The sequence below is a fragment of the Halogranum amylolyticum genome, assembly GCF_900110465.1.
GTDB classification, from domain to species: domain Archaea; phylum Halobacteriota; class Halobacteria; order Halobacteriales; family Haloferacaceae; genus Halogranum; species Halogranum amylolyticum.
On record NZ_FODV01000010.1, the window covers coordinates 62,030 to 86,354 of the forward strand.

26 protein-coding genes are annotated in these 24,325 nt (G+C 57.9%); 11 read left to right on the top strand and 15 right to left on the bottom strand.

Annotated elements, in window-relative coordinates; translation table 11 throughout:
* The first annotated feature begins 20 nt into the window (after positions 1–20).
* A complete protein-coding gene (locus tag BSG17_RS16345; RefSeq protein ID WP_089825998.1) occupies positions 21–1,175 on the top strand; it encodes an acyl-CoA dehydrogenase family protein in 1,155 nt (384 codons plus the stop codon).
* A 217-nt stretch (positions 1,176–1,392) separates the two neighbouring features.
* On the opposite strand, the gene BSG17_RS16350 is transcribed toward BSG17_RS16345, so the two are convergent.
* The gene (locus BSG17_RS16350) at positions 1,393–2,238 is read right to left on the bottom strand and encodes an enoyl-CoA hydratase/isomerase family protein (protein WP_089826000.1); all 846 of its coding nucleotides are present in this window, start codon (positions 2,236–2,238) and stop codon (positions 1,393–1,395) included.
* An 80-nt stretch (positions 2,239–2,318) separates the two neighbouring features.
* Between BSG17_RS16350 and BSG17_RS16355 the strand changes: the two genes are divergently transcribed.
* Positions 2,319–2,753, top strand: a complete 435-nt coding sequence (locus BSG17_RS16355; RefSeq protein ID WP_089826002.1) for a pyridoxamine 5'-phosphate oxidase family protein — start codon at positions 2,319–2,321, stop codon at positions 2,751–2,753.
* On the opposite strand, the gene BSG17_RS16360 is transcribed toward BSG17_RS16355, so the two are convergent.
* Genes BSG17_RS16360 through BSG17_RS16380 form a run of 5 tightly spaced genes read right to left on the bottom strand, consistent with a single transcriptional unit; the run spans position 2,750 to position 5,196 of the window.
* Entirely contained in the window at positions 2,750–2,932 is a 183-nt protein-coding gene (locus BSG17_RS16360; protein WP_089826127.1) for a PaaD-like zinc ribbon domain-containing protein, read from the bottom strand. The genes BSG17_RS16355 and BSG17_RS16360 overlap by 4 nt on opposite strands.
* 5 nt (positions 2,933–2,937) lie before the next feature.
* Entirely contained in the window at positions 2,938–3,702 is a 765-nt protein-coding gene (locus BSG17_RS16365; protein WP_089826004.1) for a Phenylacetic acid catabolic protein, read from the bottom strand.
* Entirely contained in the window at positions 3,699–3,908 is a 210-nt protein-coding gene (locus BSG17_RS16370) for a phenylacetic acid degradation PaaB family protein (RefSeq protein ID WP_089826006.1), read from the bottom strand. The genes BSG17_RS16365 and BSG17_RS16370 overlap by 4 nt, the downstream gene beginning before the upstream one ends.
* Positions 3,905–4,279: a metal-sulfur cluster assembly factor gene (locus tag BSG17_RS16375; RefSeq protein WP_089826009.1), complete on the bottom strand. Its 375-nt coding sequence runs from the start codon at positions 4,277–4,279 to the stop codon at positions 3,905–3,907. Before BSG17_RS16375 ends, BSG17_RS16370 begins: the two co-directional genes overlap by 4 nt.
* Positions 4,276–5,196: a Phenylacetic acid catabolic protein gene (locus BSG17_RS16380; RefSeq protein WP_089826011.1), complete on the bottom strand. Its 921-nt coding sequence runs from the start codon at positions 5,194–5,196 to the stop codon at positions 4,276–4,278. The genes BSG17_RS16375 and BSG17_RS16380 overlap by 4 nt, the downstream gene beginning before the upstream one ends.
* Before the next feature lie 117 nt (positions 5,197–5,313).
* Here BSG17_RS16380 and BSG17_RS16385 point away from each other — a divergent pair, with 117 nt between their 5' ends.
* The 3 genes from BSG17_RS16385 to BSG17_RS16395 are packed head-to-tail and all read left to right on the top strand — an operon-like array spanning position 5,314 to position 7,007.
* A complete protein-coding gene (locus tag BSG17_RS16385; RefSeq protein ID WP_211609166.1) occupies positions 5,314–6,201 on the top strand; it encodes an amidohydrolase family protein in 888 nt (295 codons plus the stop codon).
* Positions 6,202–6,241: 40 nt separating this feature from the next.
* Positions 6,242–6,724 (top strand): GNAT family N-acetyltransferase, encoded by a 483-nt coding sequence (locus BSG17_RS16390; RefSeq protein WP_089826015.1) that lies wholly within the window; start codon positions 6,242–6,244, stop codon positions 6,722–6,724.
* Position 6,725: 1 nt separating this feature from the next.
* On the top strand, positions 6,726–7,007 hold the full coding sequence (locus BSG17_RS16395; protein ID WP_089826017.1) for a 2Fe-2S iron-sulfur cluster-binding protein: 282 nt from the start codon (positions 6,726–6,728) through the stop codon (positions 7,005–7,007).
* Positions 7,008–7,445: 438 nt separating this feature from the next.
* On the opposite strand, the gene BSG17_RS16400 is transcribed toward BSG17_RS16395, so the two are convergent.
* The 4 genes from BSG17_RS16400 to BSG17_RS16415 form a co-directional block, all read right to left on the bottom strand.
* On the bottom strand, positions 7,446–9,092 hold the full coding sequence (locus BSG17_RS16400; RefSeq protein WP_089826020.1) for an acetate--CoA ligase: 1,647 nt from the start codon (positions 9,090–9,092) through the stop codon (positions 7,446–7,448).
* A gap of 101 nt (positions 9,093–9,193) precedes the next feature.
* Positions 9,194–10,273 (bottom strand): branched-chain amino acid ABC transporter permease, encoded by a 1,080-nt coding sequence (locus BSG17_RS16405; protein ID WP_089826022.1) that lies wholly within the window; start codon positions 10,271–10,273, stop codon positions 9,194–9,196.
* Positions 10,273–11,148, bottom strand: coding sequence for a branched-chain amino acid ABC transporter permease (locus BSG17_RS16410; protein WP_089826024.1), 876 nt, complete (start codon positions 11,146–11,148; stop codon positions 10,273–10,275). The genes BSG17_RS16405 and BSG17_RS16410 overlap by 1 nt, the downstream gene beginning before the upstream one ends.
* A gap of 1 nt (position 11,149) precedes the next feature.
* Positions 11,150–12,406: an ABC transporter substrate-binding protein gene (locus BSG17_RS16415; protein WP_089826026.1), complete on the bottom strand. Its 1,257-nt coding sequence runs from the start codon at positions 12,404–12,406 to the stop codon at positions 11,150–11,152.
* 124 nt (positions 12,407–12,530) lie between these two features.
* Here BSG17_RS16415 and BSG17_RS16420 point away from each other — a divergent pair, with 124 nt between their 5' ends.
* The 4 genes from BSG17_RS16420 to BSG17_RS16435 all read left to right on the top strand — a co-directional run bounded on the left by BSG17_RS16420 (position 12,531) and on the right by BSG17_RS16435 (position 15,725).
* Positions 12,531–13,289, top strand: coding sequence for an ABC transporter ATP-binding protein (locus BSG17_RS16420; protein ID WP_089826028.1), 759 nt, complete (start codon positions 12,531–12,533; stop codon positions 13,287–13,289).
* On the top strand, positions 13,286–13,993 hold the full coding sequence (locus tag BSG17_RS16425; RefSeq protein WP_089826030.1) for an ABC transporter ATP-binding protein: 708 nt from the start codon (positions 13,286–13,288) through the stop codon (positions 13,991–13,993). The genes BSG17_RS16420 and BSG17_RS16425 overlap by 4 nt, the downstream gene beginning before the upstream one ends.
* A 60-nt stretch (positions 13,994–14,053) precedes the next feature.
* Positions 14,054–14,869 carry an enoyl-CoA hydratase/isomerase family protein gene (locus tag BSG17_RS16430; protein WP_089826032.1) on the top strand — a complete coding sequence of 272 codons (816 nt, stop codon included), beginning with the start codon at positions 14,054–14,056 and terminating at the stop codon, positions 14,867–14,869.
* A 79-nt stretch (positions 14,870–14,948) separates the two neighbouring features.
* A complete protein-coding gene (locus tag BSG17_RS16435) occupies positions 14,949–15,725 on the top strand; it encodes an enoyl-CoA hydratase/isomerase family protein (protein ID WP_089826034.1) in 777 nt (258 codons plus the stop codon).
* A gap of 434 nt (positions 15,726–16,159) precedes the next feature.
* On the opposite strand, the gene BSG17_RS16440 is transcribed toward BSG17_RS16435, so the two are convergent.
* Entirely contained in the window at positions 16,160–17,122 is a 963-nt protein-coding gene (locus BSG17_RS16440; RefSeq protein WP_089826036.1) for an MBL fold metallo-hydrolase, read from the bottom strand.
* Positions 17,123–17,177: 55 nt separating this feature from the next.
* On the bottom strand, positions 17,178–17,684 hold the full coding sequence (locus BSG17_RS16445; RefSeq protein WP_089826129.1) for a gamma carbonic anhydrase family protein: 507 nt from the start codon (positions 17,682–17,684) through the stop codon (positions 17,178–17,180).
* A gap of 145 nt (positions 17,685–17,829) precedes the next feature.
* Between BSG17_RS16445 and BSG17_RS16450 the strand changes: the two genes are divergently transcribed.
* Positions 17,830–18,714 carry a 3-hydroxyacyl-CoA dehydrogenase family protein gene (locus BSG17_RS16450; protein WP_089826037.1) on the top strand — a complete coding sequence of 295 codons (885 nt, stop codon included), beginning with the start codon at positions 17,830–17,832 and terminating at the stop codon, positions 18,712–18,714.
* Entirely contained in the window at positions 18,711–19,523 is an 813-nt protein-coding gene (locus tag BSG17_RS16455; protein ID WP_089826039.1) for an enoyl-CoA hydratase/isomerase family protein, read from the top strand. The genes BSG17_RS16450 and BSG17_RS16455 overlap by 4 nt, the downstream gene beginning before the upstream one ends.
* Positions 19,524–19,980: 457 nt before the next feature.
* Here BSG17_RS16455 and BSG17_RS28625 read toward each other — a convergent pair whose 3' ends face one another.
* From BSG17_RS28625 to BSG17_RS26115, 3 genes are all read right to left on the bottom strand, one after another.
* Complete coding sequence (locus BSG17_RS28625; protein ID WP_089826041.1) at positions 19,981–20,121, bottom strand: hypothetical protein; 141 nt, start codon at positions 20,119–20,121, stop codon at positions 19,981–19,983.
* Between the two features lie 1,188 nt (positions 20,122–21,309).
* Entirely contained in the window at positions 21,310–22,974 is a 1,665-nt protein-coding gene (locus BSG17_RS16465; RefSeq protein WP_089826043.1) for a transposase, read from the bottom strand.
* Between the two features lie 970 nt (positions 22,975–23,944).
* The gene (locus BSG17_RS26115) at positions 23,945–24,325 is read right to left on the bottom strand and encodes a hypothetical protein (RefSeq protein WP_139246661.1); all 381 of its coding nucleotides are present in this window, start codon (positions 24,323–24,325) and stop codon (positions 23,945–23,947) included.

Here is a 24,325-nt window from a genome sequence, read left to right on the forward strand (position 1 = left end):
CTGGCGTGTGTTGTTCTCACATGGCGCTCATAGAGAACTCTCTCTCCGAAGAGAACCGAGAGGTACGTGACCAGGCTGCCGCGTTCGTCTCAGACGTCGTCGAACCCCGAGCCGAAGCGATCGAGTCGTCCAACGAGTTCCCGCGAGACGTGATGGAGGCTGCCGCAGAGTACGACCTGCTCGGCATCCTCCTCCCCGAGGAGTACGGCGGGCTCGACTCCGACTTCGTCTCCTACTGTCTCGCGGTCGAACAGATCGCACAAGCGAGCGGCGCGGTCGCAGAGAGCATCCAGGGGCATACCTTCGCCGCACTCCCTGTCGCACAGTTCGGTACGGAAGCGCAGTGCGAGCAGTATCTCGAGCCCATGATCGCCGGCGAGCAGATCGGGTCGATGCTGCTCACGGAACCCGGTGCGGGGAGTTCGCCGACCGAGTTGGAGACGCGTGCCGAACACCGAGACGGTGGGTACGTTCTTTCGGGCGAGAAGTCGTTCGGGACGAACGCGGGGGTCGCAGACGTCCATCTGGTCGTCGCTCGCGTCGACCCGACGCCGGAGGACTCTCACGGAGTAAGCGTCCTGCTGGCGCCGAGCGCGGACGATGTCGACGGGTTCGAGTTCGAGCGACGGGACTTCATGGGAATGCGTGGACACGTCACCGGCGACTCGACGATGGATAGTGTGACCGTCGGCGAGGACGCTCTGCTCGGCGAGGTGGGGCAAGGATTCCGTATCGCGATGGGGACGATTGACATGGCGCGGACGGGGCTGGCTGCCATCGGAACCGGAATCGCGCAGGCGGCATTCGACCGCGCCGCCGACTACGCGGGGCAACGAGAGCAGGGTGGCCAAGCCGTCGGGAACTACCAGGCCGTACAGGTACTCGTCGCGGAGATGGACGCAAAACTCGACAGTGCCCGGCATTTGACGTTTAACTCGGCGGCGTCGATTGCGGCCGGCGAGGGTAACACCCGCCGGTCCAGCAAGGCAAAGTTCGTCGCAAGTCACACCGCTGAGTTCGTCACGCGGAACGCGATGCAGATCTACGGTGGCAAAGGCTATCAGAAGGATCTACCGCTCGAACGCTACTACCGAGACGCGAAGATCCTGAGTATCATCGGTGGCACCTCGGAGATTCAGAAGACCACGGTCGCTCGCGAAGCGCTCGGCCTCTAAGACACGCGGCGTCCAGGTATAGTCCGGTACACGCTCAGTCGTTTCTTGCTCGTTTCTCGTTCGCTTCTCGCATGTCTCTCGGTTGATTTCTTCCTCGATGGTCACGACGTCTGGAGTCACGACTGGTCGTTGGTGAGTGCCGATGTTGCTGTCACTGACGGGACTTGCAGCTGGAAAAAAGGTTAGGCGGTCGCGTCTGTGCGTCTCCGGTGGTGAATCAGTCGTCTGCGGTGACGTCTTCGACTTCCTTGTCGCCGAGTTCGGCCGCGATGAAGTCGGGCTCGCGCTTCTCGAGGAACGCCGAGATACCTTCCTTCGCGCCGTCCGTCTCGAAGAGCTGGTTCTGGAGTTCGCGCTCGTGGGCGAGTGCGTCCCAGAGTGGGAGCTCCATCCCCTCGTTGACGGCGAGTTTGTCGAAGCCGACCGCGCGGTTCGGAAGTTCGGCCACCTGGTGGGCGAACTCGAGGGCCTTCTCTTCGACCTCCTCCGGCGGGTGGATCTCGTCGAACAGGCCGACGTCGAGCGCCTCCTGCGGGTTGAGCGTCTCGCCGGTCACCATCATCTTCAGGGCTTTCGAGCGGCCGATGTAGCGCGGGAGCAGCTGAGTACCGGCCTCTCCGGGGATGAGACCGAGTTCGACTTCCGGGACACCGACGTTGTACGAGTCGTCGTCACCGATGTATCGGAAGTCACAGGCGAGTGCGAACTCGAGACCGCCGCCCATACAGTGACCGTCCACTGCGGCGATGAACAGCGTGTCTGTCGTCCGCATCTTCATGATCGTCTCCTTGCTCGTCTGGCTGGCTTTCCCGATGTGACGACCGGTCTCGTCCTGCAGTGCCTGGATGTCGTACCCTGACGAGAAGAACTTCTCGTTCCCACTCGCGAGTACGACCACACGAACCTCCTCGTCGAAGCGGATGCTCTCCACTGCCGACTGGAGCTCGATGATCATGTCGAGATCGTGTGCGTTCGCCGGCGGGCGGTCGATCCGAAGGATGCCCACGTGGCCGTCCATCTCGGTCGTAAAGTTCTCTAGCTCGAGGTCGCTAAACGCGTCCATTACATGCATGTCATCACGACCCACCCACATATAAGTTTCCATAGAGTAAGAATCATGTTGGACTTCCCCCAACAGAGAGTGTGCCTCGAGATTACGACAAGATCGCACTTAGCGACCAGAAGCGAGCAGAGCTCCTCGAAGAAGTGCCAGTCATGCGCTTTGCGACCGTTGACGCTGACGGACTCCCGCACGTGGTTCCGGTCCAGTTCGCCGAGGTAGAGGGGGCGATCTGCTTCGAGACCGACGACGACTCGATCAAGACACAGAATGTCAGAGCGACCGGGAAGGCTGCGGCGGTCGTCGACGCCGGCGGCCACGACTACATCCAACATCGGGGAATCATGTGGCGCGGCGACGCACGCGTCGTCGATGACAGAGAGACAATAGAAAAGATCGAGCGGGCGCTGTTTGGGACGGTGAAATCAATAGATGGAGCGGACGGACACGATCGAGTGAAGATCGCGTTAGATCCACGGACCGAGGTCACGTGGGACTTCAGGCAGCTCGCACCTTAGCGACCGGTGTCGGGCCGTTCACCGTCGTACTTGAGTCGCTCAAACATCGTGTGACAGCCGTTGCAGTAGTACTGGCTCTTCGAGATCTCCGACCCGAACGCTGACTCTAGTTCGACGTCCTGTGACCCACAGTAGGGGCACGTCGGGACGAACTGTTCTGCGTCGGACTCGTCGTTCATGGCGCTCATTCCGCCGCGAACTGCTTGTTCTTGACTCCGACGAGCGAGTCGACGACCGACTGGCTGATTGTGTCGGTACTGACCCGTCGGCGCCTACTGTCCCACTTGTCAGCCGTCGGTCCCTCGGTGTCGACGCCATCGAGTGAGACGTCAGTCCCATCGAGCAGCGTCTCGTAGTGGGCGATGAGTGCGGAACGGAGTTCCACCGCGGAGCGATCGGTGAATCCATCCTGGACGACTGGATCGGAGTCGGCATCGTACTCCGCGGGACCGATGAACGCTAGCGTCTGTGGCAGCACCGCTTCGAGCGCCGCCTGCAATTCCTCGGGGCTCTCGTCGGCGAGCGTCTCTAGTCGAGCATCCTGATACTCGAGGTGGAAGAACTCGTCTTCACCGATCTTCTCGGTCAGTCCGCGGAAGTCCTCAGAAGTGATCGAGTCGAGCATGTACCAGGTCGCTCTGTCGACGGCGGAGATTGTTGCGACGTACTCGACCCATGTGTCGGGAGCGTCATCGAGCGGTTCCGCGTTACAGAACTCGTCGGGACTGCGGTTTCCTGCTAACCACTCGGAGTCGCGCCCCTGCTGCTCGAGGAGGCGGAACAGCTGACGGACATGGCCGACCTCGTCCTGAGCGGCGCTCGCGCCACCGATGTCGTCTTCGAGAGTTGGGCCGCCGAGCATCCACTCGGCGTAGCGGTGGGATAGCACCAGCTTCGTGTCGGCGATAGCCTGAACGTAGTTGACCGCCTCCGTCGGCCACTCGCTCATACATCCACCTCCGGCGACGGTACCGCGTGTTCGCCCGTCACTTCGACGATGTGCTCCCGTCTCACGACAATCATGTAATCCCAGCTCTCTTCGTCGAACGTGGTCCGCGCGTACGACTTCGCCAGCGTGTCGCTGTCCGCCTCGACACGGCCCACGTGGATGGTTTCGTCTCCCGCGTTGAGTCGGGCAAAGACTTCGTACTTCATAGACTGATACCTGCTTCGCGCATCTTTTCGCGCACCTCGGGAGTGAGCATGTCTTTCGTCCAGACCGGGTCCCAGACGACATCGACCGTCACGGAATCGACGCCCGACACCGGACGGAGGATACTCCTGATATCCGACTTGATGAACTCGTAGGCGGGACATCCCATACACGGGAACGTCATCTCGACAGTTACGTCGCCGTCGTCAACCTGCACGTCGTAGATCATTGCCATCTCCACGAGGCTGACGGGGATGTGCGGGTCGGGGATCTCGTCGATGAGGTCCCACAGTTCGCGCTCGAACGCTGTCGTCTCATCGTCGGGACCAAGTTCAACCGTACTGTTCTCGTTGGCAGCCGCGTTTACACTCATGCCTTAACCTCCAGCTTGCCGGATTGGAGCATGTTCACGTACTTCTCGTTCGCCGGACCGCGCGAGCGCCAACGGTCGATGACGTCGGACCAGGAGATGGGCTGGTCGTACAACCACTCCTTGTTGTCCTCGTCGAACGCGATCGGCATGTCGTACTCAAGGACGTACTCCTCTTTTTCCTCGTCGTAGTGCGCGGGGATGTCCAGTCCGAGTTCGTTACAGAGCGGGACGGTGCTGTCCATCCAGTCTTGTCGGAGTTCGTCGTTCGACTTCCCCTTGATGCGGTACTCCAACTGGTCGTCGTGCTTCTTCTGGTCGTCCGGGAGGCCAAACCACTCGATGCCGATGGGGAACATCCAGTCGACCGCTTCCTGTAGCTTCTGTTTCGTCTTGTCGTTCTTCCGGGCGAGCCGACGCATCCACGTCTCGCCGTGACGGAGGTGGAACTGTTCCTCCTTGCTCACCTTCGTCAGCGCGCGCTTCCACGGCGCGTAGGAGGTGTTCTCGTGGATATCACCGAGGAGGACGATACCCGCTCGGTCGAACATCCCATGTGCGGAGACCAGTTCGGCGAAGTTGTCGATGGGCTGGTCGAACCCGTACGTGTTCCGCCACTCGTGGGGTTCTCGCTCGTAGATCAGCTCTTCGCGGCTGACACCGAGGTCCTCCAGTAGCCGGTAGGCGATGTGTCCGTGGCCGAGTTCGTCCTGAATGACGCTTACACACGACGTGCGGGCGTCCAGACTGGGTGCGTTGAGCGACTGTTCGTAGTACGCGGGTGCGCTCATGAGTTCAGTGTCGCCAGACACCTTCAGGATGGTTTTCAGTGCCTCCAGATAGCCGTCGGTCATCTCGTCGGTCGATTCGATCATCCGTCCGTTCTGCAGCTCCTTCTTGAACTGCTTCTCGCTGACCATAGGGATTGCCTCGACTAATCATGTGGAGTCATCGTTAATAACTCTTTCTAGCATAATAGAACTGTCAGGAGTGCCTGGGGACAAGGGTTTATTATCCAGATGGAGAGACAAGATACCATGGCAGACAGAGACAGAACACCACCGGATGGTGTCATCGATACGCACGTCCACATGAACCCGTTCTGGAGACTGAATGACGACGCTCGGTCGACGCTCCAGTCACACTCGGCAAACTTCGAGGAGAAACGCGCACTCGCCAAGAATCCCGACGAGTTCGTCGCCTACCTTGACTCACAGGGCGTCGCCATGGCAGCGATCATCAACTACGTCACGGCAAGTATGGGGTACACGCACGACACGAACGAGTGGGCAGCCGAATTCCGCGACTCACATCCGGACCGAATCATGGCGTTCGGCGGGTTCGACCCGCGTCTCACCGACGACCCCGAAGGCGTCGTCGAACGCGCGGTCGATGATCTTCAATTGGACGGTATCAAGATTCACCCACCCCATCAGGGACTCAACGCGAACGACTACCGCGACGACCCCGATACACGTGGACTAGACGGGTTGCGCATCCTCTACGAGCGGTGTGAGAGCGCGGGCGTTCCCGTCATGGTCCATACGGGAACGAGTATCTTTCCCAGTGCACGCTCACGGTATGCCGACCCAATGCCGCTCGACGACGTCGCCGTCGACTTCCCGGACCTGCCGCTCATCATGGCTCACGGTGGTCGGCCGATGTACACCGACGAAGCGTGGTTCCTGCTGTTCCGACACGACAACGTCTACCTCGACATCTCGTCGTTTCCGCCGCAGAACTTGCTCGACTACTTCCCGGACATCGAACAGGTGTCCGGACGAGTCTTGTTCGGCAGTGACTGGCCAGGCCCAATGGTGCCCGACATCGGGGACAACGTTGAGGCAGTGAAACAACTCGACCTTCCCGACGACGTCGTCGACTCGATTCTCCGTGGTACGGCTGAAGAATTGTATAATCTCTGAGAGGGAGAACATATTTATTGTAGGTTGCCGACCATCTGATATGGAATTCACTGTCAGACAAGCCCGTCCCAGCGACGGAGATGAGTTACTCAAGTTGTGGCATGGCTTCACGTCACATCTCTCGGAGTACGACGAGCGGTACCGTCACAAAGAGAGCGCGAACGATCGGTGGCTGTCGTACTTCGAGAACCAACTCGTCGACTCAAAGTACGGCACCGTGTTCGTGGCCGAACACGAGGACGAACTCGTCGGTATCGCCGAAGCACGGGTGATGGGAAATCACCCGATCTTCCGACTCGAAAATCACGGCTACATCAACGGCCACTTCGTCGCCGAGTCCCACCGCGGACACGGAATCGGCGAAGCTCTCCTCAACGCCGCAGCAGAGTGGTTCACGAGTCCGCCACGCGACGTCGACTTCTATAGGATCGATACGATCGAAGGCGACGACACCGCAGAGGATGTCTACGAAGCACTCGGACTCCGCCCAGTCGAACATGTCTACGAAAAGCGCCTCGAGTAACATGGTGGAAACGTACGAAGTCGAGTTCGTTGATGAAGGAATCACCCTCGAGGTTCCGGCCAACAAACCGTTGCTCGAAGCAGCAGAGGAGGCCGGCCTTGACCTCAACTACCAGTGTCGAATGGGCGTCTGTGGTGTCTGCTCGGGGATGGTCCTCGAGGGCGAAGTCGATCAGACAGAGGGAATGTTCCTCTCAGACAGCGAACGAGAGGAAGGATACGTACTGACGTGTATCGCCAAACCTCGCTCTGATCTGCGAATCGAGACCAACACTGGTCCGTAGTCGAACTGGGTCCGAATCACCCTTCCTTCTGACTCCATCCTCGAACCGGCGAGTAACGACGACGTCAGTCAACGTCCATGTTTGCTGTTTACACCTAGTGTTTACAGCCTGATTAGCAAGTCATTACACCACTACTATTGTAACGCCCTATTTGCGTTAGAGAGGAGGGTTGTAGCGAGAAGAGCACCCGTCAGACAATCACCGATTACAACGATGGTGCGAGACGTCGACTACCGACTGTCGGAAAAAAACAACCGAGATCGCAGAGAAAACGATGACTCAACGGGCGTAAACACGTCTGTATACATCATTCGTTAACGTTCGGCAGAATCGGGACCGAAAATCACGAGACGGACAGGGCAACAACTACCAACCAGTTGTCGCGAAACGAGTGTCTCCACGGAAGGAGGGCGTCGACGTACGAGCGGGAACGTCCAATCAGACCACTTGTCGCTCGCGCTCTCGGAGTTCTGTCCGTCGGATCTTACCGGTCTCCGTCCGTGGGAGTGTCTCCACGAACTCGACCTCGCGCGGATACTTGTACGGTGCGAGCGTGTTCTTTACCAGGTTCTGCAGCTCTTCGACCAGCCCGTCACCCGTCTCGACATCGGGTGTCCCGACAACGAACGCTTTGACGATCTGGCCTCGTTCCTCGTCTGGGACGCCGACGACGGCCACCTCGGCGACCGATTCGTGTCCCTCCAACACCGTCTCGACCTCGGGGCCGGGAATGTTGTAACCGCTGGAGATGATGAGGTCGTCGCGGCGTGATTTGTACTCGAAGCGACCGTCCTCGCGCTGGACGAAGATGTCGCCCGGGAGTGACCAGCCGTCAAGAACGACCTCCTGCTGCTTGTCCGGACGGTTCCAGTAGGTCATCCCAGTCGGACCGCGGACGGCGAGGAGACCCGGCGTTCCCCGGGGGACCTCTTCCTCTGTGTCCGGGTCGACGATCTTCGCCTCGTACCCAGGCACCGGAAACCCGGTCGCACTCGGATCGATCTGGCCGTCGTGTCGGTGACTGACGAAGATGTGGAGCATCTCTGTTGTCCCAATGCCGTCAAGCAGCGGGATACCGTACTCGTCTTGGAACTCCTCGAACGTGGTCGGCGTGAGCGGTTCGCCCGCGCTCATTCCCACTCGGAGCGACGAGACGTCGTACTGTTCGGGACCGTCGGGATGCTTCGCGAGAATCTGGTTGTACCCCGTGGGAATCGAACAGAAGACGGTGATGCCGTGGGATTCGACGGCCTCAAGCAGCGACTCAGGCGTCGCATCCTCAACGAGAGCCGTGCTCGCCCCGAACCGGAGCGGGAACGTGACTAGACCGCCGTAACCGTACGCGAAAGGCAACGGTGGGTTCCCGCCGAAGACGTCGTCCTCAGTCGGTTCAAGGCAGTATCGCGCGTAGCTGTCGGCGGTCGCGAGCAGTTGGCGGTGCGTGTGGAACGTCCCCTTCGGACGGCCTGTCGTCCCGCTAGTGTACAGCATCAACGCGAGGTCGTCACGCTCCGTCTCGTGTGGTTCGAGGTCCGGAGAGGCCGCCTCAAGAAGGTCGTCGAAATCACGGTGATCGTGATCGTGGCCAGTCCCGTCTCGGTCGACGACGATTACCTCTTCAAGCGTCTCCAAATCGTTGAGTGCGGCGTCAAGTTCATCAAACAGTTTGTCGTAGACGATGGCGGCCGTCGCCTCAGCGTCGTTGATAATGTATGTCAACTCCTTCGCTCGGAGCAGTTTCATCGACGGGAGTGCGACGCCACCGATCTTCTGTACCGCCAGACAGGAGATTATGGCTTCAGGTCGGTTCGAGAACCGGACCAGCACGCGATCGCCCGACTCGACACCCAGTTCCCGAAGCGCGTTGCCGAGTCGGTTCACTCGATCTTCTAACTCGGCGTACGTCAGTTCCATCTCTTCAAACTTGATGGCGACATTCTCACCACGACCTTCGTCGACGTGGGTATCGACGAGTTCTGCGGCGACGTTGATCTGATGTGGGTAGTGTAGCTCGGGGAGTGGGTGAACGAAGTCCGGAGTGGTATCCTGGTCGGGGAGATACCCCTGTGGGATATTCTCTTGCATAGCCGGTTAGACCATACTGGTTTACCAAGAAATAGCTTGCGGTGAAAACAGCGAGCGGACAGTGAAAGCGAGAACGACGAGAAGAGGGGCCCGCGACCAACCTATCCGCGGACCTTCTCAACGTAGTCGCGGAGGACCGTCGGGACGTTCGCGACCGCCGCCCGCGGATCTTGTTTAAGGGACTTGACGGCACCGGCGATACCGGTCGGCGCGAAGATGACCATGAGCGCGTAGATAGAGCCGAGGATGATCTCCCAGTTACCGACACTGGAGAGAACGTCCTCCAGGAAGATGACCGTCGCCGCGCCGACCATCGGTCCCCAGAGCGTCCCCATCCCGCCGAGCAGCGTCATGACGATGAGTTCCCCGCTCATCATCCAGTGGAGCATCTCGGGGTGGGCGGTGCTCTGGAAGGGGACGAACAGCCCACCTGCGAGACCGGCGAACCCGCCGCTGATTGCGAACGCGACGATCTTGTAGCGGCGGACGTTGTAACCCACGAACGCCATGCGCTCTTCGTTCTCTCGGACGCCCTCCAGCGCCCGCCCGAACGGGGAGTTCGCGAGACGGAGGATCGCGACGAACGAGAGCGCGACGATGACAAGCGCGAGATAGTAGTACGTCATCAACGAGTCGACGGTGAATGTCGCCAGTTCGTACGACGGGATGCCGACGAGTCCGTCGTCGCCGGCGGTCACCTCGCTCACGCCGAACACGGTCGCGAGGATATCGTTGAACGCCGTCGTGTAGAGCAGTTGGGCGAACGCGAGCGTCAGCATCGCGAAGTAGATACCCTTCGTCCGGACGCTTAGCCACCCGATCAACGCTGCGACGACGACGCCGGCCACCACGGCGAGCGGGAGGACGACCAGCGCGCTCTGGGTTACGTGTTCGAGGAGGAGGGCGACCGCGTACCCGCCGGCCCCGAACATCGCCGCGTGCCCGAACGAGAGCAACCCGGCGTAGCCGAAGACGAAGTCGAGACTGAGCGCGAAGAGCGCGAAGATGAGCGCCGTTGTCATGAGGTTCATCCAAAACGGCTGGACCATCTGTGCGACCGGTGCGAAGAGCGCGAGGACGACGCCCACGACGACGAGCGCGACTCGGCCGGTTCGACCCACGATCTTGACGTCCTCGCTCTCCATCGCAGAATGCCGATCGACGACGTCTTTCGTCGCCATCAGCTACCCTCCGGTTGGCCGTAGAGACCAGTCGGTTTGATCAGAAGCACCACTGCCATCAGGACGAAGATGAGCGTATCCGTCAGCGACGAGGCGAACATCGGTCCGTAGGCGTTGAGCAGTCCGACGACGAGTGCGCCGACGACGGCCCCCCGGAAGCTTCCGAGACCGCCGATGACGACGATGGCGAACGCCTGGATGATAATTCCGACGCCCATCGAAGGATCGACCGCGCGGGCGGCCCCGAGAAGGACGCCAGCGAGTCCCGCGAGCGCCGACCCGAGGACGAACACTGCCGTGAAGACCTTCGCGACGTCGATGCCGAGCGCGTCGACCATCTCCGAGTCGTGGGCGCTAGCTCGCATGAGCACGCCGAAGTTGGAGCGAGTAATCGCGACCCAGAACGCGAACACGACGAGCGTACTCGTGACGAGCAGGAACACACGATAGGTCGGGTAGGTGAGGAACCCCAGATCGAGCGTTCCGCTCAGGAGCGCCGGCGTCTCGATGTTTCTGACCTGCCCGCCCCACATCTCGGTCACCAACCCTTGGACGACGATGGCGAGGCCGAAGGTGAGGAGGATGTGGTACAACGGGTTTCGTCCGTAGAGCGGCCGAATCGTGAACACTTCGACGAGAGCGCCGACGAGAGCGACGGCGACGGGAGCGACGAGCAGCGCGAGCCAGAAGCTCCCGAGTTCAGTCGCCGCTGCGAACCCGAAGTACGCGCCGAGCATGTACAGCGACCCGTGTGCGAAGTTGATGACGTCCATCATTCCGAAGATGAGGGTCAGTCCGACGGTGATGAGGATGAGCGTCATCCCCATCTCGACCCCGAGGAGCGTCGCCTTCGCGAATGCGTCGAGTCCGATCATCTCAGAGGCTGCAACCCCACGTCGGTCCTTCGACGCCCTCGATCGTCTCAACGACTTCGTTCGTGACACCGCCGTCGTCGCCCTCGACCACCTGCCGCACGTCGAGGTCGTGGATCGGATCGTGTGTCTGCTGGCTGAACGTGAAGCTGCCCCGGGGACTGTCGATACTGGCCCCTGAGAGTGAGCTCACGAGCGAGTCGACGTCGGTGCCGCCGGCCTCCGCCACGGCCTTCTCGGCGGCCAACGCGGAGTCGTACCCCTGGCAGGCGTACACGTTTGGCGCCGTGTCGTGGGTGCCGCGGTACGCCTCCACGAACGCCGTGTTCCGGTCGGTCTGCTTCGTCGGCGTGTAGTGCAACAGCGAGTACATGCCGAGTGCGTCCTCACCCTGTGCGCTGAGGGTGTCCGCAGACAGCAGGAAGCCGCTACCCGTCTGGGTCATCTTCTCTCGCAGTCCGAACTCCGAGAACTGTTTGACGTAGTTGACGGCGTCGCCTCCGGCGAAGAACGAGTAGACCGCGTCGGCGCCACTGTTGTCGATCTTCTGCAGGAACGACGAGTAGTCCGACGTGCCGAGCGGCGCACCCACCTCGCCGACGACAGTGCCGCCAGCCTCCTCGAACGCCTCCTTGAAGAACGTCTTCGACTGCTGGCCGAAGGCGTAGTCGGCGTACGCGAGGAACACGTTGTCCGCGACGTTGTCGTGCACGTACTGGGCGAGCGGGGCGCTCGTCTGCCAAGAGTTGAACCCGGTCCGGAAGTGGTACTCGCTACATCCCTCGGAGACGAGTTTGTAGTTCCCAGAGTTGGCGTTCAGCCAGACCGCAGATCCCTGCTTCTGTACCTCGGGGAGCATCGCCGCGGCGACGGCGCTCGAGACGGGGCCGACGAGGAAGTCGACCTGCTCTTTCTGCATGAACTCCCGCGTGATGGAGACGCCGGTGCCGGTGTCCGCGCTCGTGTCCTTCTGGACGTACTCGACCTCGGAACCGCCGATTTCGCCATCGAGTTGGTCGACGCGCAGTTTGAACCCGTTTCGGATGCTCTCGCCTAAGAGGGAGTACGTCCCCGAGAACGGGAGCACGAACCCCACCTTGACCGTCTCCGAACCGGAGCCGGGACCGCCGCCGGTACAGCCGGCGACGGAGACCGAAGCGGCAGAACCGACCCCGGCGAGGAACTGTCGGCGAGAGATCGGAACGGTCCGTCGGTCGGCCGTTGCACTCGACTCACTGGATGGTATGCTTTCGCGAACCATAGTCTCTCATTCCGACAACCATACTTATAAATTGTGATATTCCAGGGTCGAATAGCGTTAATTAAACAATCCGTCGAGAGAGGTCGGGAAAAGAATATATGTATGAGAACATCAAACAAGGCCCATGGTTGAGCCGTTCCTCGAACTCGATAGCGTCGACAAAGACTTCGGATCCATCAGAGCAATCCACGATCTCTCACTCCAAATCCCGGCGGGAGAGGTGACAGCGATCATCGGCCCGAACGGGGCCGGCAAGACGACGCTGTTCAACCTCCTGACGGGGAAGTTCGGTCCCACGGCGGGGCAGATCTCCTTCCGCGGAGAACGGATAGATGGCCGTCCACCCCACGAGATCGTCGAGATGGGTCTCGCCCGGTCGTACCAGATTACCAACTTCTTCCCCGAGTTGACCGCACTAGAGAATGTCCGGTTGGCCGCGCAAGCACGGTACTCGGGATTCGCACCGCAGAACTTCGTCTCGCACTACACCGACCTGGACGAACCGCTCGAGATTGCCTACGACGTGCTCCAGCGACTGGAGCTCGAGAGTATCGCCAACGAGGTCGCTAGTACGTTGTCACACGGTCAGCAGCGACATCTCGAGATCGGCATCGCGCTCGCCGTCGCACCCGACGTGTTGCTGATGGACGAGCCGACTGCCGGGATGAGTCCCGACGAGACCGGCGAGACGAAGGAGTTGATTCAGGAACTCGCCGACGACCTGACGTTGGTCATCGTCGAACACGACATGGAAGTCGTGATGGAGGTCGCGGACAACATCGCCGTGATAAATCGCGGGTCGCTCCTCGCAACCGGGTCTCCACAGGATATCCAGTCGAACGAAGCGGTGCAGAAGGCCTACCTCGGTGGAGGGGCACGATGAGCCGACCGATTCTCAAGGTCGACAGTGTCGACACCCACTACGGACCGAGTCACATTCTCTACGACGTCTCACTCGAGGTGAACGAGGGCGACGTCGTCGCGCTAGTCGGCCGCAACGGAGCCGGGAAAACGACGACGCTTCGGAGCATCATGAGTCTCACACCACCGACGAACGGGACGGTCCGGTTCCGCGACAGCGAGATGCAGGGTCTCACTCCGCACGAAGTCCGGCGCAAGGGCGTCTCGTGGGTCCCCGAAGACCGACGCGTCTTCCCGAACCTCACCGTCGAGGAGAACATCGCACTCGCCGCCAACGTCGAGGAGACGAAGTTCCACGACGACGTGTTCGACCGCTTCCCCCGACTCGACGAACGGCGAGAACAACTCGCCGGCACCATGAGTGGCGGTGAGCAACAGATGCTCGCCATCGCCCGAGCGATGGTCGGGCCGACGCCAGATCTCCTCATGCTTGACGAACCGTCCGAGGGGCTTGCCCCGCAGATTGTCGACGATGTGATGGACACGGTGCGGGAACTCAACGAAGACGGAACCACGATACTGCTCGTCGAGCAGAATGCCGAGATGGCACTTGATATCGCAGACTACGCATACGTATTGGAGACGGGCCGTATCGTCCACGAGTCGCCGGCAGCGGAACTGCTCGCGGAGCGCGAGATTATGGAGTCGTACCTCGGAGTCCACTGATGCCCGAACTATTAACTCGGTCGGCGAAGAGAATCCGAGTGATGATCGAGAGGATCAGCAATGAGTCTGGAAAGTGACCGGTACCACGAACGGGTCGTAAGGCACGTCGAGTCGATAGACGACACGCGGGTCGGAAAGTTGGTGATGGAGCGCGGAGACGAGACAGCGAACTCGTTTACGCCCTCGATGGTCGATGCGATGACCGAGGCGGTCGAAGAAACGATCGGAGACGTTCGCTCGCTGGTGCTGACCGGCGAGGGAGAATTCTCTGTCGGTGCCGATCTTCGTAGCTTCGAAGAGACGCCGCGCGAGATGCGACCATCGATGATCGATCAGACGGCCGCGGCTTCGAATCGTTTCATCCGAGCGCTCCGCACCGCAGAGATACCGGTCATCGCCGCAGTCGGAGGAACGGCCGCAGGGGGTGGACTCGGATTCGCACTCGCCTGTGACCTTATTGTCATGCACGAAGAGGCCGTACTGGACACGGCGTACGCCCGAATCGGTCTTACACCGGACAACGCGACCCCGTTCTTCCTGACGCAGACGATTGGTCCGTACCGCGCCCGAGAGCTACTGTTCTCCCCTCGTCCGGTCGAAGCGGACGAAGCGAAGGATCTCGGTCTCGCGAACATCATCTATGGGGGGTCGTCCACCGAGTTCGAAGACCGAGTGATGGAGTACGCGACGACGATGGTAACCGGGCCGAAGAGTATGCAAGCGGAGACGAAGACGCTCGTAGACACCGCATTCGTCGGTGATCTCGACCAACACCTCGAACGGGAGCGTGATACCATCAAACGAATTAGCGACTCCGAGTCCTTCGACGAAGGATTGACCGCGTTCTTCGAGAAGCGATCACCGGAGTGGACGTGAGACCCTAACCTCCCCAAATCGGCCTGATACACCGTTTTAACCGAAAAAATGATTATAGTAGCCATACTCGATGTGAGTAATGAGTTACGAGACGCTTGACGTAACGATCGAGAACGGAATCGCGACGATTCGGCTCGACAACGAACCAGTCAATGCCATTAGTCAGGACGTCCGATACGAACTCGCCGATGCGGTCGAAGAACTCCGCGACGACAGCGTCCGCGTCGGTGTATTCGCCGGCGCGGACGAGGTATTCTCTGTCGGTGCGGATATTAGCCTGTTCGAGGAGGCTCAAGACTGGACGACACAGGAGTTCCGCTCGAACTCGCGAGTACTGGGACGGGTGTTCACCGGAATTGAGGACCTGGAAAAGCCGGTAATCGCTGCAATCGATGGTACCTGTGTCGGCGGCGGCCTCGAACTCGCCCTCGCGTGTGACGTTCGAATCGCGAGCCCGGATGCGACGCTCGGCTTCCCGGAACACAACATCGGTCTCATCCCTGGACTCGGTGGCTGTTCTCGATTCGTCCAGATGGTCGGTGCGGGGAAGGCGAAAGACCTCATCTTTACCGGTGAACTATTCGACGGAGAGACGGCCCGTACCCTCGGCGTCGTTGAGCGACTAGCAGACCACCCCGCGGCGGCGGCGCAGGAATACGCCGAGAACCTGCTTGACCAGCCACCACAGGCACTCGGCCTCGCAAAGCGCGTGATAAACACGGCTCGAGACACCGACACTCGGACGGCAGGAGTTGTCGAGTCGCTCGCCCAGAGTACACTCATCAAGACGCAAGATCACGCAGAAGGACTCCAGGCGTTTCGCGAGAAGCGTGACGCTGAGTTCGAAGGGAAGTAGCGGTCGCTCGCACAAACGGTTTTCTCGACATAGATGACGTTACCCGAGCGTAAGCCAGCGTCTCACCAGGTGTGACTCGACAAGCTTCCCAACAAATCGTGCAACCGAGATTCACCGTTTACGTATTCCGAAATCGAAGTTGTGTACGGGCACCCGTTGTTACGGCAAGCGTACTCCCACCGGTGACAGAGTCAGTCGACCACGAGTCCAACGCGGTACCCCTTGGGCGCGCTGCGAGCCGAGATGGAGGTACGGTCGAGAAGAACAAGTCTAGAACTGTCACACTGACCACTCGAGCATCCGAAGGTGGAAGCGAAAGAGCGCCGCCTACAGCCGTCAGAATGCAGTTTACAAATGATGAAAACGAGAGGCTAGAGGAAGAAAAGTAGAGAAATCCAAAAATGAACCATGTCTACACCAAAAAGAACGGCGTCTCAGAAGCGCGTGGACAGTTTCACCGCGTCAGCTGACTCTACCGTCGCTCGATAGGAAAGTGGACGGGTACCGACTCGTTTGACGAGATCAATCGTCTCTGCGTACGCGAGGTGAGCGGCGGCCTCACCTGCACCCATCTTCGCATGGATGCCGGACATCTCTCCGAACAGCGTCCGAGCAACGTCCCACGGCGTCGCGACGCCTTCTACAGGCGTCGCTTCGGCAACAGCGCGAACGCGCTCTCGATGGTGTTGTCTCGTCGTCTCGATACGCTTGGGGAGGTGAACCGACGGGCCGTGGCCGGGGTGTGCATGAGGGTCGACATCTAACGTCGTGAGACTGTCAAGGGTGTCGAGGTACATCGCCAGCGGGTTCTCACCGTCGGTACGGGTGTCGCTTCCACCGACGTTCGGCGTGTACATCGGAAGGACCGCGTCACCGGTGTAGAGGGTTTGGTCCGCCTGAACGGCGACGTGACCGCACGTGTGGCCCGGTGTGTGTCGAAGCGTGAGACCGGCGACACGATCCCCGTCCTCGTGTTCGGTGACTGGAATGGACTCGGGCATCGACGACGGCGTATCACGCTCACGAACGTCGGAGACAATCCAGTCTGGGGCTCCCCACCGGTCAAGCGTTTCCACGTCTCGCGTGAGTCGACGTTCCCGTTCACTCGCGTAGTCGCGAATCAGCGGAGCGTCCCGGGCGTGCAAGTGGAGAGTCGCATCGGCGGCCGTCGCCAGACGTGGTGCGAGACCCGCGTGGTCGGAGTGCCAGTGAGTGACGATTACGTCGTCGATATTGGAGAGATCGACTCCACGATCGGCGAACCCGGCGCGGAGCGTCTCGTACGGTGCATCACCCGGTGGTCCGGGGTCGACGACAACCCCGTGTTCGGGAAACACGTACGTACTGTTCTTACCTTCGGGACTGCCGTGCTCGTGAGCGATACGGAATACAGTCATGGTCGCGTGAACACGCTTGGATCGGTGCACCGTTCGGTCTTTGCTGTTCTCCTAGTCATTCGAATCTCCCGGTCTGTTTGTACTCCTGCCCGTACTCTAGGTAGTGTTCGTGTACCAGTTCGATCTCTGCTCGCTGGGCGTCGCTCAATGGACGTGTTTCTGCTGGAACCCCGTAGGCGAGGTGTCCTTCCGGCACGGTCTGATCCTGTCTGACGAGACTCCCTGCTGCAACGAGAGAGTTCGCTTCGACTGTCGCACCCTGAAGTACCGCACTGTTGATTCCGACGAGCGAGTGTTCCTCGATAGTCGCGTAGTCGACCACGACACTGTGACCGACGGATACTTTGTCTTTGAGGGTAGCTCCGTGGAGCATCGTGAACTCTTGGACGTTACACTCGTCGCCGACAGTCGTGGGAACGTCGTCCTCGTCTCCCCGAAGACAGACGAACGGCCAGATACTCGACTCCTCGCCCACAGTGACGTCCCCGATGAGGTAGGCCATCTTGGAAACAAACGCTGAGTCTGCCACTGTAGGTGACGCTCCGAATATCGATTCTTGCATGCCCATACACTTGTTGACTACCTACATGATTCTTGCGCTGGGAGATGACGGATTGCATTATACTCCGAATCGTTGTCGGCACTGAAGACAAATCATCTACTGTCTAACACAAAAAGTTAAGTTAGCCGCTGTGTCGTTTAGACGTATGCGAGTTACCGTGCTAGGAGCAGGTACGATGGGCCATGGCATCGCACAGGTTAGTGCAATGGCGGGTCACGAAGTGGTACTCCGTGACCTCGAAGAGGAGTTGGTCTCTGACGGGATCAACGCCATCCGGACAAATCTGGAAGGTGGGGTAGAACGAGATAAAGTGTCCCGAGAGGAGATGACAGCGACGCTCCAACGTATCTCCGGCGAGACGGACTTAGAGACGGCAATCGACGGGAGTGACCTCGTGGTCGAGGCGGTGCCGGAGAAACTCGACCTGAAGAAGAGCGTCCTGTCGGAGGCGGAGGAATTCCTCGACGAGAGTGCCGTGCTCGCGACGAACACCTCGTCTCTCTCCGTGACCGATCTGGCAAGCACGCTTGAACGCCCCGGTCAGTTCGTCGGATTGCATTTCTTCAACCCCGTCCACATCATGCCACTCGTCGAGGTCATCATCGCCGAGCGAACGACCGCCAAGACACGCAAGTTCGCCACCGACTACGTCGACAGTATCGAGAAGACTCCGGTTGTGGTGCGTGACGCGCCTGGGTTCGCCTCCTCCCGACTCGGCGTCGCGCTCAGCGTCGAGGCGATTCGGATGGTCGAAGAGGGTGTCGCGTCACCGCGAGACATCGACAACGCGATGGAACTCGGTTACAACCATCCGATGGGACCGCTCGAACTGACAGACGTCGTTGGACTGGACGTCCGTCTCGATATTCTCGAGTACCTTCGAGAAGAACTCGGCGAACGGTTCAGGCCGCCGCAGTTACTCAAACGGAAAGTACGGGCTGGAAAGGAAGGGAAAAAGTCCGGCGAAGGGTTCTACGTCTGGGAGGACGGTGAGCCTATTGGGATGAGCGGCGAGTGGAGTGAACAATGACCGATGACCCGAACGCCGTGCTGGAGGCCAGCTACGAATCAATTCATGTCAAACGCAACAGCAACGGCGTCGCCACCATCACCATCGACCGACCGGACGCTCGCAACGCACTGAACGGAACCGTTCGTGAAGAACTCTCGACTGTACTGCCGGCCGTTGAAGCATCTGACAGTCGCGTCGCCGTTATAACCGGTTCAGCAGAATGTGGCGCCTTCGTCGCCGGTGCCGATGTTAGTGAACTCCGCGAACGAGGCATGATTGAACAACGGCGTGCAAGCGAGCGTCCTCGGGTGTACGAAGTCGTCGCGGAACTCAAGACGCCAGTTGTCGCCCACATCAACGGTCACGCACTTGGGGGAGGGTTGGAGTTAGCAACCGCCTGTGACATCCGCATCGCCCAGTCCGGAGCGAAACTTGGACAACCCGAGATTAACCTCGGTCTCATTCCCGGTGGCGGTGGGACACAGCGGTTGCCTCGACTCGTCGGCGAGGGACAGGCGATGAAACTGATTCTTTCGGGTGAACTCATCGACACCGAGGAGGCAGCCGACATCGGACTCGTCGACGAAGTCTGTGCACCCGAGGACATCGATAAACGTGTCGCCACACTCACCGAGTCGATCGCAAATAAGAGCCCCTTTGCGCTTGAGCACGCCAAAGAGAGCATCCGGGCAGCCTCGCGAATGAGTCTCGACGAGGGTATCGACTACGAGGCAGAGTTGTTCGTCCAACTGTTCGCCACCGAGGACAAGAACGAGGGTATTGACGCCTTCTTTGAGGGGCGTGACCCGCAGTGGAAAGGCCGGTGAGGCACGTCTTCCGCTCGGTAAGGAGATGATTCTCGGTGGAGAGTCCACGGGCACATCTGCGAACGACGGTACGAGCTTCTTTCAGTCCGAGCGGCCAGCGATAGCGATGATGGCTCACCGACGAAGTACTGAGGCAAAGCTGAGTGAAAGAGCCTCTTCGACCACTGGTAGACGAAAACAGGTTTGTTTACACTCAAGTCGACACCATCTCTCCTGTCAGAATTGAAAACTTGGCGAGTGCCTCAGCAAGTTTCTCACTCGTCGAGGTAGTCGGAGGAGAAAGCCACTATCACCTTGTCCGAGGCCAGAGAGTGCAGATACTCGTGTTATCGGAGACATTGGTGGGTCTTAATGGACGCTCACTTAATTCCTCCGCGATATACAGCGCTTTGCTCCACTACTAGCCACACTGAAGCACCGCTTTCGTCGGCCGACTGTTTGGGGGGTCTTCTCGACTTCAGATATATCGAACCTCACTTTGAGCAGCCATATCGTGATCCAAGAACCGAAGCGTAAGTGTATACTTACCGTTATCCTTGACAAGGTACCCCAGATGGACGAGTGTCGTTAGATAGTCGTACAGCGTACTTTCTGCCATATCTATATGGTCGGATAGTTTGGCTAACGCTGCTTCGACCAACTACTGAACGATATCAACCGTGCGAATATTGGGACCACTGTTTTTGTTGCTGCAGGTCAGACAGTCTGTCTGTCCCACACATCTGCAATGTAAAGGTAATCATGGAGGGGGTTGCTCATCTATGCATCATCGCAACCCTCCCCACAGGAGATTACAATTCTAGTTCTGTAACGATTCGGCCAGTCAAGTTGAAATGTGAGTTCGATATTTCGGAAGTACTCGATGGCGCTCCTGTGGGAAAAGAGGGGTAGAACGACACAGGTTCGGATACGTAGAAGTAGCCAGAGGATGGTTCAATGGACCATCGAAGCAATAATTCCGGTACTAGCAGACCCTCAAGAGTTGTCGAGAGAGAGTCACAGTTGGATCCCGAACAAGATACGGAGTCACGGTGTACCGCTAGGAAAGACGGCAGACCACACTGGAAAGACTTCGGGGATATCGAAGTGAGGAAATCAGGTAAGTTGAATACAAGCGAGGGACCGCGACCACGTGTAGGTGGAAATAAATCCTGAGTACACAGATAACGTTTGTACTCAACTCACTCCTTCCTCTCTCCCGTTTATCGCACACATGAGACGGAGTGGTCACGTACACAGATAGAACTACTATTAGACTTGCTGATGTACCACATACTGTTACACATATAATACATACTGAACTCCTATCCAGCAATATAGTGTCAAGACTTTCTGAGATGATAATATTGATACTGCCAGGGAGGCCTAATCTAATTCGTAGGCGGGATCGGACCTTAGTCAACCACACAAAAGCCCCTACTCCATCCCTCTGTCTCCCGTCTACGTACACCACTAGTACTGACTGGTTTAATCAAGATTACTCACGTCGGGTAGTCAGTCAAGTTACCTCGGCTTCCGACCGCGCAGACCCAGAAAAGGAGTGGAACGCAGACGCTAGTGTTACTTGAATTGAGAACCCATATCTGTAGGGAGTTCCGAATGTGCACGAGATTGGGTCAAATTCGACTTTATTCAGCACGCTCAGAGCGTGAGTCCATTGGGGAGAGCCGCCCGCTGTCGCTCCAAATCCGGTAAGTGAACGACAGGTGTCAGATCACTCTGAAAAATCGGACGTTTGGTGAGTGCTGCGGCTATCGACCGGGCGAACGCGCCGGTCTGAGGCTGCCTAGTCGACGCCGACCTCCTCTATCGCTACGTTCAGGAAGCGCTTCGCAGTCATCCTTGGTTTTCGACGATACTCCTCAGGGTTGTCTAGGCTCACCTGAACCAAGAAATCAACCAACAGCCACATATTGTACAGCAGCACGGCGAACGCGAAGTAGAACAACCGCACCGAGTATTCCTTCGAGGTCGTCCATGCGAGGAACTGCTTGATTGACCTGTAGGAGTTCTCTATTCCCCAACGCCGCCGATACCGGTCTACGATTCCCTTCGCTTCTACACGGTCAAGGCGAATCTCGTCGTCGACGTCTTTGTTCGTGACGAACCCAATCGTCTCCTCGACTTTGTCGTCATCCTCATTCGCGTTCCTCTTCGGCACTGCCACAAAATTCGTCTCTGCCCGCGCATTCGTTGCGTCACCGTCGATATCTCCGTATATCGCGTAGTTCTGTTCGACTTCAACCTCGTGCTCCATCTGCCGGATGAAGTTCTTCACCCGGCTCGTCTTCCGTCGAGGAATCACGTAATCCACGCCAGCCTCGTTTAGTGACCGAATCACGTCGGCAGCGTCGAATCCTCGATCCGCATACACCGTGTCGATGCTGACGTGCTTTTTGGCTTTCCAGATGAGCGACCGGACGATTTTGCCCATCGAGTGCCCGAGTGGTACTGGTTCTACTCCTAGAGTGAATTTGACGTTCTCACCGACGATGCAGCACGTCGCAATCTTGTAACACAGCTCGTACTCTTTCGAGTCCGGCGTCCCTTGGACCATCTCCTCGTCTTCCTCGGTGAAGAGGACGACTTCGTCCTTGTCTGGATAGTACGCGAGATAGGTGATGTCGATAGCTACGTCAGCGGGGCGAGTGAATTCGAGATGGCGCTTTGCAGGCTTGATCATTCGCCCTATACAGTCGTCGACGAAGCCGACGATTTTCTTGCGCTTGAGTTGTTTGAACCAGTGCAGCACCGTATCACCATCGGGAGACCCATTCTCTCGGGTCGTCGTATCACCGTAGATTGTGGTTCCATCCTCTGCGGCGAGGTTCTGAAGGCTCATGAGAACGCAAAGGTCGAGGAACGCGTTGTCGTGGTATCTGGTTTCTTCGTCGGGTCGCCCAAGTTCGATTGCTGGGTAGGCGAGCTGCTTCATCTCTTGGGTGACCTCACGGATCTTCTTGCGCGTGTACTGCTTCTCTCCTACTTCTGAGACGTCGCTCTTGTCCTCTGGTTCCAGCGAACGCATTCCGAGTGGATTGCCCTGCTCGTGAGCGAGTTCGAGTACCCACGTGGCCGTGTTCGAGATGTAACGTTTGAGTTCCGGGCCGAAGTACTCGTTCCATGCACGCGAGAGAGTCGTGCGAGCGGGTGCTGATTGGCCATTAGCGAACTTCTGTGGGTCAAATCCGAGTTTAATTGCTCGGCCATCTTCCGATATGTGATCGTGGAGCTTTTTCCACGGATAGCCAGTGAACTCTCGGACGTACATCACCCGGACGAGTGCTTCGAGAGAGTATTTGTGATGCCAGCCAGCTCGTCGATCCTCGTAGATATTCAATGAGCCTAACTCGAACTGACTTGCGAGCGAAGTTGCGTCGTTGACAGTTTCGAGGAGGTCGAACGCCTGCTGTTCGATGCTCGTTCGAGCTTGTTCGAGTGTCCGATTCATCGAGATTATCTATTCACCAAAATTGAAACGTTGTGAGATGAGGTATTGTGCATCGTTGAGCCGCACACTCACATGCACGAATCGATTATAGGATATTCGACATCCCAATTGGTATTTCAATTTAGTAAGGGATTCCTCTGAGAGAGTTCGTAGTAAGGCTGTTATTTCTATACAGATATTTGAAATTTCTTTGTTGTATTTCACTCAGTTCTAATTTAACTTGAAATCTTTTCGCCTCTTTTTCTATGTCTGATACCTTAGCTAATTGGAACAGTTTGGTTTTAGCTTGTACTCTCTAACGCTCGGGATTGCAAACGGCGCTCTTGGAACCATGATTTAACGAGAAAATTCACTTTACAACGACAACAAACGTTCCTTCTAAGAAGGCATTCGGACCCTTCTGTCATGGAGACTCAGCAGAAAAACACAGGAGCATCGGCCAGCGGACACAAGAAATAGAGATGCTGTTCGTCCAAGTGATTCTGCAAAAATAATTATTTTGTATTATACGTCGCTGCCTTTGTTGTGGTATGCCACGTCCGTACACTCACTCTCCCAAATATCATCACTTTGATGCCACGTGTCATTCTCTACGTCTAGAATGATTTGGATAAGGGGATTCCATCCGTACTGATCAAACGAAGCAGTCCCGTACAGATGTTTATAATCTAGGTAGATGCGTCGCTCGGACGGCGACAAATTGTTATTAGGATCGACGGGGACTCCAAACCACGATTTCACTCCCTGAGTACTTGTGTCTCGGTTTTTCCAATGGTCGTGGTCCCGATAGGTAGCACCGACTCCTCCAGGCCCTGTGCTATCAACACTTATGTCATTCTCACAGTATGGCCCAAAGTATCGATCTCCGGCTTTTGTGTAATGATCGTTGTTGTACCCTATACCTACTCGATCCGCGGGGCCGGAACCAGTGTCTGGATCAAAATCATAAGCATGATGTTTCCAAGTGAAATCAATTGAATGCTGCCCCCGAATAATCTGTAACGTAAGTTACAATAAATTCGAAATCTGCATAATTGTATTTTTGAATGGTAGGACCGGAGCTTTGCGACTGGAGAGGAACCTTCCTCACCTCCTTATTGTATTTCACATCAAACCCTCGTTTTTCTAGGTATTTGTACCATTTCTCATTATTCCATGAGGCCCGTTCGCGAAGTCTGAGTGATTTCTCATAGACTTCACGAGAGGAAGGTTTGCCAGCAGCTACAACTCCACTCGCTAATGGGGCTGTTGCGAGGCCGAATCCTACTCCCTTAAGAAGACTACGTCGAGATTTCAAACGACTATCTTCTTTGAACTTGCCTATATTCGATTTAGTCTTGTCTTCTTTCAT

Bases quoted from the DNA above. Each gene is read 5' to 3' on its own strand.
- BSG17_RS16345 (WP_089825998.1), top strand. From the start codon at position 21: ATGGCGCTCATAGAGAACTCTCTCTCCGAAGAGAACCGAGAGGTACGT.
- BSG17_RS16350 (WP_089826000.1), bottom strand. From the start codon at position 2,238: ATGGACGCGTTTAGCGACCTCGAGCTAGAGAACTTTACGACCGAGATG.
- BSG17_RS16360 (WP_089826127.1), bottom strand. From the start codon at position 2,932: ATGAACGACGAGTCCGACGCAGAACAGTTCGTCCCGACGTGCCCCTAC.
- BSG17_RS16365 (WP_089826004.1), bottom strand. From the start codon at position 3,702: ATGAGCGAGTGGCCGACGGAGGCGGTCAACTACGTTCAGGCTATCGCC.
- BSG17_RS16370 (WP_089826006.1), bottom strand. From the start codon at position 3,908: ATGAAGTACGAAGTCTTTGCCCGACTCAACGCGGGAGACGAAACCATC.
- BSG17_RS16375 (WP_089826009.1), bottom strand. From the start codon at position 4,279: ATGAGTGTAAACGCGGCTGCCAACGAGAACAGTACGGTTGAACTTGGT.
- BSG17_RS16380 (WP_089826011.1), bottom strand. From the start codon at position 5,196: ATGGTCAGCGAGAAGCAGTTCAAGAAGGAGCTGCAGAACGGACGGATG.
- BSG17_RS16385 (WP_211609166.1), top strand. From the start codon at position 5,314: ATGGCAGACAGAGACAGAACACCACCGGATGGTGTCATCGATACGCAC.
- BSG17_RS16390 (WP_089826015.1), top strand. From the start codon at position 6,242: ATGGAATTCACTGTCAGACAAGCCCGTCCCAGCGACGGAGATGAGTTA.
- BSG17_RS16395 (WP_089826017.1), top strand. From the start codon at position 6,726: ATGGTGGAAACGTACGAAGTCGAGTTCGTTGATGAAGGAATCACCCTC.
- BSG17_RS16400 (WP_089826020.1), bottom strand. From the start codon at position 9,092: ATGCAAGAGAATATCCCACAGGGGTATCTCCCCGACCAGGATACCACT.
- BSG17_RS16405 (WP_089826022.1), bottom strand. From the start codon at position 10,273: ATGGCGACGAAAGACGTCGTCGATCGGCATTCTGCGATGGAGAGCGAG.
- BSG17_RS16410 (WP_089826024.1), bottom strand. From the start codon at position 11,148: ATGATCGGACTCGACGCATTCGCGAAGGCGACGCTCCTCGGGGTCGAG.
- BSG17_RS16415 (WP_089826026.1), bottom strand. From the start codon at position 12,406: ATGGTTCGCGAAAGCATACCATCCAGTGAGTCGAGTGCAACGGCCGAC.
- BSG17_RS16420 (WP_089826028.1), top strand. From the start codon at position 12,531: ATGGTTGAGCCGTTCCTCGAACTCGATAGCGTCGACAAAGACTTCGGA.
- BSG17_RS16425 (WP_089826030.1), top strand. From the start codon at position 13,286: ATGAGCCGACCGATTCTCAAGGTCGACAGTGTCGACACCCACTACGGA.
- BSG17_RS16430 (WP_089826032.1), top strand. From the start codon at position 14,054: ATGAGTCTGGAAAGTGACCGGTACCACGAACGGGTCGTAAGGCACGTC.
- BSG17_RS16435 (WP_089826034.1), top strand. From the start codon at position 14,949: ATGAGTTACGAGACGCTTGACGTAACGATCGAGAACGGAATCGCGACG.
- BSG17_RS16440 (WP_089826036.1), bottom strand. From the start codon at position 17,122: ATGACTGTATTCCGTATCGCTCACGAGCACGGCAGTCCCGAAGGTAAG.
- BSG17_RS16445 (WP_089826129.1), bottom strand. From the start codon at position 17,684: ATGCAAGAATCGATATTCGGAGCGTCACCTACAGTGGCAGACTCAGCG.
- BSG17_RS16450 (WP_089826037.1), top strand. From the start codon at position 17,830: ATGCGAGTTACCGTGCTAGGAGCAGGTACGATGGGCCATGGCATCGCA.
- BSG17_RS16455 (WP_089826039.1), top strand. From the start codon at position 18,711: ATGACCGATGACCCGAACGCCGTGCTGGAGGCCAGCTACGAATCAATT.
- BSG17_RS28625 (WP_089826041.1), bottom strand. From the start codon at position 20,121: ATGGCAGAAAGTACGCTGTACGACTATCTAACGACACTCGTCCATCTG.
- BSG17_RS16465 (WP_089826043.1), bottom strand. From the start codon at position 22,974: ATGAATCGGACACTCGAACAAGCTCGAACGAGCATCGAACAGCAGGCG.
- BSG17_RS26115 (WP_139246661.1), bottom strand. From the start codon at position 24,325: ATGAAAGAAGACAAGACTAAATCGAATATAGGCAAGTTCAAAGAAGAT.